9 protein-coding genes are annotated in these 11,885 nt (G+C 54.6%); 7 read left to right on the plus strand and 2 right to left on the minus strand.

Annotated elements, in window-relative coordinates; translation table 11 throughout:
• Positions 1-23 precede the first annotated feature (23 nt).
• From BM155_RS16300 to BM155_RS16310, 3 genes are all read left to right on the plus strand, one after another.
• Positions 24-479, plus strand: coding sequence for a hypothetical protein (locus BM155_RS16300; protein ID WP_323054074.1), 456 nt, complete (start codon positions 24-26; stop codon positions 477-479).
• A gap of 280 nt (positions 480-759) precedes the next feature.
• Positions 760-2,553 carry an autotransporter assembly complex protein TamA gene (locus BM155_RS16305; protein WP_254773219.1) on the plus strand — a complete coding sequence of 598 codons (1,794 nt, stop codon included), beginning with the start codon at positions 760-762 and terminating at the stop codon, positions 2,551-2,553.
• On the plus strand, positions 2,553-6,560 hold the full coding sequence (locus tag BM155_RS16310) for a translocation/assembly module TamB domain-containing protein (RefSeq protein ID WP_074904354.1): 4,008 nt from the start codon (positions 2,553-2,555) through the stop codon (positions 6,558-6,560). Before BM155_RS16305 ends, BM155_RS16310 begins: the two co-directional genes overlap by 1 nt.
• A 162-nt stretch (positions 6,561-6,722) precedes the next feature.
• On the opposite strand, the gene BM155_RS16315 is transcribed toward BM155_RS16310, so the two are convergent.
• Complete coding sequence (locus BM155_RS16315) at positions 6,723-7,601, minus strand: M90 family metallopeptidase (protein WP_254773220.1); 879 nt, start codon at positions 7,599-7,601, stop codon at positions 6,723-6,725.
• A gap of 85 nt (positions 7,602-7,686) precedes the next feature.
• Here BM155_RS16315 and BM155_RS16320 point away from each other — a divergent pair, with 85 nt between their 5' ends.
• Positions 7,687-8,331 carry an SOS response-associated peptidase family protein gene (locus BM155_RS16320; RefSeq protein WP_074904359.1) on the plus strand — a complete coding sequence of 215 codons (645 nt, stop codon included), beginning with the start codon at positions 7,687-7,689 and terminating at the stop codon, positions 8,329-8,331.
• Positions 8,332-9,029: 698 nt separating this feature from the next.
• Positions 9,030-9,770, plus strand: a complete 741-nt coding sequence (locus tag BM155_RS16325) for an esterase/lipase family protein (protein WP_074904361.1) — start codon at positions 9,030-9,032, stop codon at positions 9,768-9,770.
• Positions 9,771-9,862: 92 nt separating this feature from the next.
• On the opposite strand, the gene BM155_RS17175 is transcribed toward BM155_RS16325, so the two are convergent.
• On the minus strand, positions 9,863-10,243 hold the full coding sequence (locus BM155_RS17175) for a DUF6559 family protein (protein ID WP_139223312.1): 381 nt from the start codon (positions 10,241-10,243) through the stop codon (positions 9,863-9,865).
• Positions 10,244-11,108: 865 nt separating this feature from the next.
• On the opposite strand from BM155_RS17175, the gene BM155_RS16330 reads away from it, so the two are divergent.
• Complete coding sequence (locus tag BM155_RS16330; protein WP_067153926.1) at positions 11,109-11,402, plus strand: hypothetical protein; 294 nt, start codon at positions 11,109-11,111, stop codon at positions 11,400-11,402.
• Between the two features lie 98 nt (positions 11,403-11,500).
• Positions 11,501-11,885 (plus strand): hypothetical protein (locus BM155_RS16335; protein ID WP_139223303.1); only part of this gene is annotated, 385 nt, incomplete at its 3' end.

The following is an 11,885-nucleotide window of genomic DNA, read 5'->3' on the forward strand; positions in this document are numbered from 1 at the left end:
GCAATATTGGAAAACCCGTCGAAATGACGGCGATCGCCAACGACCGTTCTGCCGAGGGCAAATCTGCGCTAACCTATCGGCGATACAAACACGGATGGATAGTGATGGTCACATACTTTTACTGGGCGGCGGTAATCGCCTTGGTCGTTTTGTCTCTCTTTGCCGGCAGTCGCCTGGGCAGTCTCAAGGCGGGTGCCATCTTTGCCGGTATCTTTTTCCTGGTCGGCTGGTTTGCTTATTACTTCCACTTCGAACAGGTTTTCGTCAAACGTTTTGGCGGTGTGATGTACATTTCGGTACCGAAAGGACAGCGCCATATCGGTGCCACCTGGAAGGATGACAACCTGTGGGTCGAAAACTATGACCCAGAGACCAACCGCTGTATCTTCTCTGAGTATTCCAAAGGCAATCTGCTTGAAGGCCGGGTGATTATCCGCGACTGCAATCCGCTGTTGGAAAGGGACGCGCCGCGCCAGTGACGGGCGCGATGCAACTTTTGTGCGCAACCGGAATCGGAAACTCTATTGTCGGCAACGGATAGGGAACGTCTGATTTATTCGCATGAGCGCTGTCGGTTGTCTCGGGGCGCTCAGGCAATGGGATGGACATGCCGAAAACGCAGAATGCGTCCCCGTCGCTCCCTTCCCCGTATGGGGCGGCCTCGACATGTCCATGCCATCACCTGAGCTTCGCATCCGGCCTCGAAGTATCACTATCGCCAGGAAGCGGCTTAATCAGAGGTTCCTAAGTCTTTTGCGTGTGTTCATTCCACTCCTGCTGAGCGGGTTATTGTTATCGACGGCGCTACCGGCACTGGCGATACCCTTCCTCGATCAATTGCCCGGATTCAAACTGCGCGTGCAGGGTGACCGCGAGCTGCAAGAGCAATTGCGCGATGAGCTGGAGAAACTGCGCAAAAGTGACAGCACCTTAAAGAGCTACAAAGATCCCCGAGAGGTGGCGCGCTACGAACGGGGCACGCTGGAAAAACTGCTGCGTTCACTCGGCTATTACGATGCCTGGGTGCGCCAGGCTGTCAGTGACGGAGACATTCTCTACCGGGTCAAGCCCGGCCCCAGGTACCGGATCAAAAGCCTGTCGGTAACAATGCCGGAGTCTCTGCGTGAAGGTTTGGGCGGCCTGCCCTTGGAGGTGGGAGATCCTCTGGTGGCGGAAAAGGTGCTTGCAGGGGTTAACCGTATCAAGCAGTACTTGGCTGACAATGCTTGCCTGCTCGAAATTGATGTCAGTTACAAAGCCACCGTGATACACAGTGAGGCGGCGGCGCGGTTGGAGTATCGGGTCGCCCCCAGCCCCGATGTCAGGGTAGGGGAAGTTTACCTCGAAGGGCTGACCTCGGTGGAACCCGCCTACCTACGCGACAAGTTACAGTTGAACAGCGGCGACTGTTTCAATCGGGGTAAAATCGATGCCGCCCGCCTGCGCCTCCTGCGCACCAATCTGATCTCCAGCGCCAATACCCGGGTATCTGAACCTTACGGCGGCTTGGTGGATATTACTTTTACCTTACAAGAGCGCCATCACCGTACGGTGAGTCTGGGGGTGGGTTACACCTCCGATGAAGGCGCTGGCTTTTCCGCCGGTTGGGAGCACCGCAATATTTTGCGCCGGGGAGAAAAAATTGAAGTCGAAGCAAAAGTGAATCCGGTGCAGCAGACGCTGAAGGGAGAACTCCTGGCACCGCGTTTTTTCAGCCGAGAACAGAACCTATCCGCCTCTGCAGAACTATCCAACGAGGATCGAGATTCGTACCAGGCTAAAGCCATCACCCTGGGGGCCACGGTAGCGCGCAAACTCAGCAAGCATCGCACCGCCAGCATAGGTGCCGAGCTGAAATTCAGTGAAGTTGAAGAAAGTGAAGAGCTGGCCAGCGCAGAAGACGACAGCAGCGACGAGAATTACCAACTACTTTCCTTTCCCCTGGGAATGAAATGGGATACCACCGATAAATTGCTGGATGCCCGTCGCGGTGCCACTGTGGCGCTGGAAGTCCGGCCCTACGTCGATTTGGGCAACACGAGTACCACTTTTATCAAAAACACGCTGGTGCTCACTGGTTACAAGACGGCCGAGACCCTGCGCTACCAGCCGACTTTGGCCCTGCGAATCAAGGCCGGGGTGATTTCCGGGATCGATAACCTGGATATTCCCGCCGACGAGCGCTTCTACGCCGGTGGCGGAGGCTCCGTGCGCGGCTATGCCTACCAGGCGCTGGGGCCACGGCTGGTGGTATCGAGCGATGGCGAGACCTCGTTAAGTGATCCGATCGGCGGTCGCGCCCTCAGTGAGCTTTCTATCGAAGGGCGCTTCCGTTTCAGCAAATCTTGGGGTGGGGTATTGTTTCTGGACGGCGGAAATGCCTACGCGGACCCCAGCCCCGATTTCTCCGATCTCTACTGGGGCGCCGGTTTCGGCGTTCGCTATAACACTTCCTTCGCGCCCCTGCGCTTCGATATCGCCTTTCCCCTGGATAAGCGCGAGGACATAGATGATGACTTTCAGGTCTATGTGAGCCTGGGGCAGGCCTTCTGATGAAAGCGGTCATGGCACTGTTGGCCGGTTATACCCGAGCCATGGGGATTTTGCTCAAGTGCCTGTGGCAGGCGTTCAGCGGGCGCGTTTCACTGCTTTTTTCACTCGTTGTCCTGGCGGGCTTTTCCCTGTTTTATCTGCTGGGTACTGAATCCGGACGCGTCACTCTGACGCGGGGCGCTATCTACGCCGCGCAGCAGTGGCACCCACAACTGCACATCGACGCAGGCGCAATCTCCAGTGGCCATCTGGGTCAATGGTCTTTCTCCCGTCTGAAAATCGACCATAACAGCGACACTCTGGCGCAGGCCCGTGCATTTGCGCTGGATATCGACCTGGGCGGATTGTTGCGCGGCCGTATCGATATCGCTGCGCTCGATGCGGCTGAATTGACCTTCGATATTGACCTTCTCAACACCCTGCTGGCCGCACACCCGCAAGAGGAAAACACAGAACCTTCACGGACACCTCTGTCGGTGCCCGCCGTGCGCCTCGATGCGCTCAACGTCGACCGGCTGCAGCTCATAGACAGCCGCATGCCGGAACTGCCGGTGGTCTCTGTCAGTGCCAGTGGCCGCTACCGCTGGCTGCGGGAACCGGCGCGGTTGTCGTTGGAAGTACGGGAACACAAGGGGGGCGGCCTCCGCTTATCGCTGACCGGCAGAGAAACACAACCCGGGCGCTACCGGCTGGCGTTTTCTGCCAGTGAAGGGGCCGGGGGCTTTGCAGGTAAGCAGCTGCAGCTGCCGGAGGGGCAGCCACTGGATGTGGATGGCAGTGTTTTCCTGCGGCAATTGGATGGCCGTTTGCTGGCGGATATCGAGACATTTTCCCTGCCGCTGGTGAATCACCACTTTGCTCTGTCCGGGGATGTCGAGATCCTGTTTTCCCCGTGGCAGATCTCCGCACAAGCGTTGTTACTGGAAGTCGATGACAGCCGGCATCGCATCGCCGGCAGTATCAGCGCCGACAAGGTGGACGCGGAAATCAAATTCCAGCGCCTGCCGGTGGCCATCTCCCAACCCTGGCAGCACTACCTGGTGGGCGGCTCTCTCAGCGCGGACCTCAGCGTGCGCGGCTCCATGCCGCTGCCATCCATATCCGGTATTTTGGATCTGGACAGCCACTTCCGCGCCAGGGCCGAAGACCAGCCACAACCCCTGCACCTGCAGGCGAAAGTGCAAACCCGTGACAAAATTATTCACCTAGATACCGCGACCCTGGATTATGCAGAAGCCACCATAGGCGCTGCGGGCCAGGTGGATCTGGGGGGGGAAACCCTGGACCTGCAGGGCACTATTCAGCGCCTGACGCTCGACGAGCTGCGCGCCCTTCTGGCCGTACTTCCGGGCACGGACGGGGTGGCAATTCCGGAGAACCTGGATGGCGCCCTGGAACGCCTGCAGATTGCCGCCAAAGGTCCATGGAAAAACCCGGCGCTGAGCGGGCGCCTGGCGGCAACGCCCGCCTACCGGCAGATGCGTGGCCACTTGAGCGCCGCGGTGTCGGGTGATTTAGAGGCGCTAAAACTGAGCGAGTTTCACTTCCTCAGCGACACCGTTCAAATAACGGCTGACGGAGTCATCGCCATCGCGGACAAATCCCTGCAGCTGGCGCTCGCAGTGAAAGGGCGAGATTTCCGCCCGGCGCGGGAACTGCAGCTGGCGGCAGCGGAAGGAATCTCTGTGGATCTGGACACAGCGCTGGAGATCTCTGGCCCCTGGGCCAATCCACACCTGGAAGCCCGCCTGAACTCCGGCGGACAGTATCAGAACTACCGCTACAAGCTGAGTGGTGCCGCCGCCGGTAACCTGGAAGCACTCACTTTCGAGCGGCTGCGGCTGGAACTGGCGGCCGACAGTGGGTACAGCGGCTTTGAACTGCGGGACTGGGCTGGCGAGCAGGGGCCAGTTTCCGCTCTGCCAACGGGGCCGGAGAAGCTGACGGAAGCGGATATGGCGGCGAGACAGTACCGCGGTGCCACAGCGGTTCTGGTGGAAGAAGCGATTCAGTCAGCGCGTGCCGGCAATGCCTGGCTGGAAGTCAACGGCGTCTTGGATATCGGCCAGGCACATGCCAGTGGGCAAGTGAGCGGACACAACATCCCCTTGTCCCTGGCGGAACTGGCGGGCGTGGCGCTGCCCGCTTCGCTGGTGGGAGACATCAGTCTCGATGGCCGTTTTTCCGGCCCCTTCGACCAGCCCCAGGCCAGTGTCAAACTCTTCGCCCTGGGAGAATTCCGCAATGCCCCCTGGCAATTACAGGGGGATTTGCGTTACGCCAGTGCGCGTCTGGATCTGGCGGGTCTGGAACTGCTATGGGCAGAGCGCAACCGTCTGAGCGTGCATGGCAAGCTGAACGCCGAACAATCGGATCTGACTATCCGCGGCCAAGCCGCACTCGCGGATCTGAATTTTGGATTGCCCGCAGAGCTGGCTGAAAACGGTTTGATGACTCTTAGCGCCACGGCGGCCGGAAGCCCTCGCCAGCCGCAACTGAACGGAGAATTGAGTATCAGCGGTGGAGCGGGGACCGCAGGCGCCGCCCCACTCAGTGCGCAGCTCCACTGGCATTCCGAAGGCCGGAACCTGTCCCTTTCCCTGCTAGCCAGTCAAGGCAGCCGCAGCGCAGTGGATGCCCAAGCCAGAATGGCTCTGGCGCCCATTCTGGAACAGCTGTTTGCCGAGCGCGTGCCGGGAGCGGAGACAGTGCCGCTGCCGCTGTGGCTGGAGAGCAGCGGCAGTGCGGACCTGTCTGTGGTGGCGGAATTTATCGATCCGGAAATCCACGCCTTGCGCGGCGCCCTGAACTTCAGTGTCATTGCCGACGGCGATTTCGCCAGCCCCAAGCTCAACGGACATATAACCGTCGATAATGGCGGCTATGAGCACAGGCCCAGCAGTACCCGCCTGCGCGATATCGACATGGCGGTGAATCTGACGCCCGCCGAGTGGCGCATCGCAAGCGCCAGCGCGCAAGCCGGCGACAAGGGCCGTCTCAGTCTCGCTGGCGCCTTGACTTTTCCCTCACAAATGCCGCCCTCGTTCAATTTTGAACTGCGCGCGGACGAAGCCTATCTGCTCAACTCTCCGGCGGTACGCGGTGCCGTTTCCGGCAATCTGGCCCTGACCGGAACCACCGGAGACGCGATGCTGAGCGGCAGTTTGACACTAGAGCCGTTTTCCGTACAGATAGAACAACTGATCGGCGGCAGCGTGCCGGAAATTGAAGTGGTGGAAGTAGACGAGGATGGTCCGGAAACTGAGCAAGCGTCGCCACTGCTGCGCAATATCGCGCTGGACGTCGCCGTGGATTTGGACAAGCAGTCCTTTATCCGCGGCCTTGGACTCGACTCCCAGCTGCGCGGCCAGGTCAAAATCGGCGGCACCGCCGCAAGCCCTGATGCCTCCGGCGAATTGAACATCGTGCGCGGCAGTTTCGATCTACTGGGTAAAAAATTCGAGCTGGAGGAAGGGCAGGTGCGTTTTGAGAACAATATCGCCGCCATCTACGTGACGGGCCTGTATGAATACAGCGACGGCGAGATCACCGCGGAAATTTCCGGAACCACCGATGATCTCGACGTGACCTTCAGCTCCACTCCCGAGGCTGCCCAGGACGAGATTTTTGCCCAGCTGTTGTTTGGAAAATCCCTGTCGGATATATCCCCATTGCAGGCAGTGCGCCTGGTGGGTGTGGTGCGCAGTTTGCAAAGCGGCAGCGCTTCATTTAACCCAATGGCCAAAACCCGCGAACTGCTGGGGGTGGACACCCTCGACATTGAACAGGAAGCCACAGACGAAGGTGACCAGTACGCCCTCAGCCTCGGTAAGTACATCACTAACCGCATTTACATCGAGCTGCAGCGCAGTACAGATCCGCTCAACCCCTGGCAGGCGGAGATGCAAGTGGAACTGCGGCGTAAACTGAATCTGGAAATCCAGTCCGCCGATGAAGGGGATAGTGGCGGTGGTAGTGTGGAGCTGCAATGGAAAAAAGATTATTAAGGAGCCTTTGAGGAATTCGCACGGAAGCTGTATTGGATTTTGGGACGCTCAGGCAACGAAATGCGCTTTCCATCGGGCGTCAACGTATCTATATCGGCATAACGCCTTAATCAGAAATTCCCTGTTCGATTCGCGCCAGCGAGTCATAGGGTTTGGCGGTGCTTAAACGGATGTATTGAAACCGTGTGAAGGCAATAAGGCCGCCGGATCCACCCGGTAAAAACTGCTCAGTTCCCGGTAAAGTTGCGGATGTGCAGCGCGCATCTCGTGCGGGATAACGAAAAAGGCCTCCGTGGCCACCGCGAAGAACTCCGCCGGAGACTCGGCGCCGTAGAGGTCCAGAACAGGCGCCGCGCCTTGTTGATCCGCTATTGTCTCCTCGTGTTTCAGGCGTCGGCGCAACTTTTCAAACTCGTCCCCGAATACTTCGGACCAACGTCTGCCATTTTCGACGCGAAGTGGGCGGCCGTCATAGGCACCGTCCTCCTCATCGATTTTGTGCGCAAACTCATGCAGCGCCACATTGCGCCCGTTTTCAGGGTGGAGAATATCGTCTTCCAAGTCCCCCCAGGACAAAACCACCGGGCCCCGGTAGTGGGCCTCCCCCTCGCGTACACTGTGTGCCGTGGTTTCGATATACCCCTCGCGATGGATTTCCCGGGCGACATAGGTAGTGGGGTAGAGCAACACAGTGTAGAGATCCGGATAACAGCGGTTCTCCCTGCCAAGTAGCAAAAGGCAGGCGTGCGCCGCCACGGCCACACGCATTGCTTCGGTAACCAAAAGGCCTTCGCAGCCGACGAAGGCTTTTTCGTGCAGAAAGAGCGCCATATTACCCTGCAACTCCCGCTTCTGCTCTGCCGGCAAATATCGGTAGAGCGGCAGCCACTGTGCCAGCAACTGTAGTTGCTCTGAGCTGAGCGGTCGCGAGCGCAGATAATACCGGCGCAAGCGCTGATAATAAGGCGGTATCAGCCAGAGCAGGGCTGCGAAGAGAACGATGGCCAGAAATTCGATCATGGTATTTAGTGAGAACAACAATTCGGCGTAACGCCTTGGAAAAAACAAGGCTACTATATCCACAGAAGCGCAAAGCGACCAGCGCAATAATCCCCGGAGAGATGTCATGTGCAGTGTATTTGATGTAAACGATGACGCTGGTATCGAGCGCTTTCTCGAAGACTATGGTGTACATAACCCGCAGCGCATGTTGTTTGGCCGGCGGCGGCGCCCCACTCAGCAGGTATCCATTGTCACCGCCAGGCACGGTAGGCCTGAAGTGGAAAACGCCATTTGGCATCTGTACCTTGAACGTGACGGCGAAAACTGGAAACCCCACCGCAAATACTGGTCTATCAACAGCAACTGGCAGAAGCTGGATAAACGCCCCGAATACCACAATTCACGCTGCCTGGTACCCGCCACCGCCTGGGTGGAAAGCCTGCATGGAAAAAATCCGGTGGAATTCAGTTACGGCCAGCCTTTCTTCTTCTGCGGTTTATACAAAACCTGGGGCGATATACTCAGCTGCTCTATCATCACCATCTCCGCACACCCAAAAACCCGCAAATATCACGACAAATCTCTTCCCATGATTGCGCCGGCGGACAAACACTTTGTGGAACAGTGGCTCAAGGGCGGACACGACACCGCTCTCTTTGAACCCTATCTGCAGCCGCATATTGAATACGCTGGGCAGCCATTAGCTGTACAGCCGTTGGTGCGAGCTACATCTACAGAATATGCAGGGGATAGGGTGATACTTGGCTGATGATGTATTGAAACTAAATTCTTTCTCCGACAATGAGACTGAGCAACTCAGCGTATTCCGTTTGCCAGAGTCATCCACCCCTACTGTCATCAGTACCACACAGCCGAGCACGCTGCCACCATGAAAACTTATTTGTAACGGGTATCGAGCTAAAGGTGGGCATAACTTCCCAGCGCTCCCGTATGAATATGTATACGCTTCTGCTTAAAGCCGTTGGAAAATCTCCTGGGATTCTCTGAGCGCTCGTAGAAGGGCATATCCCAGGCACTGCTCTTTCTCTATCAGCATCGGCTCTTTGAGTGGCACCTAGAGATCCGAAGCCAGATCATAAAGCCTTGTTTAGAAAGGATTTCAGCCATAGCGGATATTGCTGTATTCTCATTGTCGTGGATCACGGTTATTTCCTTTTTGGATTGAATGTTTGGCGACTATCAGTCTAACCGAGGACCACTCTTAAATTTCATGGGGGTGAATTGACAGAATGGATTGGGTATCACCGGTTGAGAAAAATGGGTGGTAGATGAAAGTATTTGACAATTTTAAATGTTATTAGATGGTAATGTTATAATCTCACAAAAAATGAAAGTTATATAAAAATGGAAAATAAGTGGTCAAGCGGTATGTGGTAATGCATTTGGGTGAAGTTCCATGGAATATGTATGCGCTCTACATGTTGGCTGTGTAAATATTGGGATGTTATGAGAAAAAGTTTAATTTTATTTGTAACCTGCTTACTCGTATCAATGGATGCTATCGCTTCTGATTGCGTGATTTTATTGCATGGGCTGGCGAGATCTGAGTCATCAATGTCTAAGATGTCTAACGCACTCGAAGAAGCAGGCTATTATGCGGTGAATATGGGTTATCCATCACGAGAAAGCGAGATTGCACTGCTTTCTGAAGATACAATTCCAAAAGCATTAGAAAGATGTCCAGAGGGAGTTCCTGTAAGTTTTGTAACCCACTCTATGGGCGGGATTATTGTTCGGCAGTATTTGTCTGAGTATGAAATACCAAACTTAAAGCATGTGGTGATGCTCGGACCACCGAATCGAGGGAGCGAGGTGGTAGATAATCTAAAAAATGTACCGGGCTTTAAGGCAGTCAATGGCCCTGCTGGATTGCAGCTCGGTACAGATAAGTCCAGTGTGCCAAACTCTCTGGGACCTGCAACTTTCAGCTTGGGAGTTATCGCGGGAAGCAGAAGCATAAATCCAATTTTGTCTACGATGCTTCCAAATCCGGATGACGGAAAAGTTTCCGTCGAAAATACGAAGTTGGAGGGCATGAAGGATCATATAGTGATGCCGGTTACGCATCCATTTATGATGAAAAATAATGAAGTTATCGAGCAGGTTCTACATTTTTTGGAATTCGGAGAATTTTCACATAGTAATCCTGAGCAATCTAGAGATGATGGAGTGAGCGAACTGAAGTAGCATCGCAGATAAGTATTGGGTATCTGTAGAAGATAAATTATGAGAGAAAATCGCGGATTTTTATCTGTGGCTATCAGTTTCTATTGAAGGTATCAATCCGAACCTCCAGTATCTATGCCATGAAAACCTCCATCAAAATCAGTGCTGGAAGGTAAGACTTCATGGGCGCTAAAATTTGTGTTTCCATTGAAGAATAGGTTTCCTACATAGCTGCGCATCGCTTCATAATCGCAGGTTTCTCCCATTTCCGTGTGATAGCGGTCAAAGGCTTTTTTCGAGCAAAATATTAAAATTGCGTAGCAAGAAAATTCTACCGGAAGACCAGACCTCTCGATTGTGGCTCTTACCTGCCTTGGTCGATACCGCTTGGATCTTCCATAATCTTTTTGCAACAGACGTGGAAGTTTGCGTAAATACAACTTTATTGCTCTATTTTTCTTTATTCTTAGTATAAATCCAGTAAAAAATGCCATGGATGGCGTAACCTCTCAAAAAACAGCTCTACATGGAGTCTGATACTTGATAAACCACTATTTGTATTTGAAGTATATTAATCCTGTCAATAGTTGTTTTCGGTATGTGCTATGGTCGGAGTTATGAAAGCCTCTGATTAGATCGCTTCGCAGCAATAAGGATGTGATGAGGCAAATTGAGAGGTTAGTTACATCGTCTGTGTGAAATAATTAGGGAACCTCTGATTAATTCGCATGAACGCTTTGGTTAGTTCCGTGGCGCTCAGGCAATAGGATGGCCATTTCGAAAACGCACGAGTACTTCCCTGTAGCTCCGACGGATACATCCCTGTATCCGACGGTTTCGAAATGGCCATCCTATCACCTGAGCTTCTCATCTAGCTCCAAAGAATTTTTACCGTTAGGAAGCGAATTAATCAGAGGTTCCTCAGAAACTCCTTGTGAGTCTTTTTTAATCAGCGTCAAGAGCGAGTGTGTAGTCACAGAGGCGGCTCGGCTCTGCTTGCGACGGAAGGGGAGGTGAAATGGTTGCTGAAACAGTGCATCCGACCCAAATGTCTTTAACTCCTCATAAAACGGATGATCGATACCAAGTTCAAGCGCGCCCTGGAATTGCTTGAATCGGGCTTCCGGTGATACATCTTCACCTGTGGTGCCAGCCCAAACTTCATCTGTTCTCTCGGTTACAGTGGGTAAATACGATCATAGGGCCTGAAAAAATTCCTATAGATAGACGCTAGACCACCTGTTCACCCGCCTTGGTAAGCGTCATAATGCTATCGCACCATCAAAGTCGGCTAAAGTGGACCCGTCCGCAAAGCCACCACGCCGTAGGTCGCTCCCTGCCCATTGTCACAATTTGCCGGTGGGGTGGCGGTCGACACTGCGCCACATCGCTGATCGCGACGCCTACAGCGGTGTCCGCGTCTATTCGAACGACAAAGGTGGCGTCGTCCGAAAGACCGTGCTGGCAGGTCTCAGCAACGGCGCTAAATGTCTGAGGGAAGCCTTCGCCTGTGAGCAGCAAGTACAGGAAGCAAAAGAACTGGCGGAGGCCGAGCGGCAGCGCATCCAGGGGGGGGAGGCTACCATGGGCTATCTACTGACCTTGGGTGAGCTGATATTTCCTCCGAACAGTCAGCGCGGTTTCGCGGGTTAAAATTGCTAATTTTTAGTAACTCATCACAGTCCCCCTCCTTTGCCAAAATTTTCCATTAATTTAAAATTTGGCTTTTACAACAGGCCAAGGGATTGTCTATGTACTTGAGCGTCGAAAACCGCCGGGGAATTCGCTATCGGGTGAGAGCGGGATGGACCTACCACACCGGGATGCCCCAAAACCTCGACGTCCACCTCCTGCTGGAGACTTTTGACACGGACGTACTCGATCAGATTTACGAGCAATTCCTCGCCTTCGACAAAAAATATCCCGACCCCTCTGCGCGCAGCCTGCATACCGCAGAAAGCCACAACTCCATCACCCTCCACGCAGAGGCGCCGAGCCATCTGAGCGACAGGCACCGGCAGGTGTATCTGGCCCTGCGGGAAAACCGCCTGATCATCGAGGAAAACCCTCTGGGTGAAAACCAGTTGGCGGAACAGCAATCCCAGCTGCTGGAGCAAATCCGTCGCGGCCTGCAGC

The organism is Microbulbifer thermotolerans (assembly GCF_900112305.1).
GTDB classification, from domain to species: domain Bacteria; phylum Pseudomonadota; class Gammaproteobacteria; order Pseudomonadales; family Cellvibrionaceae; genus Microbulbifer; species Microbulbifer thermotolerans.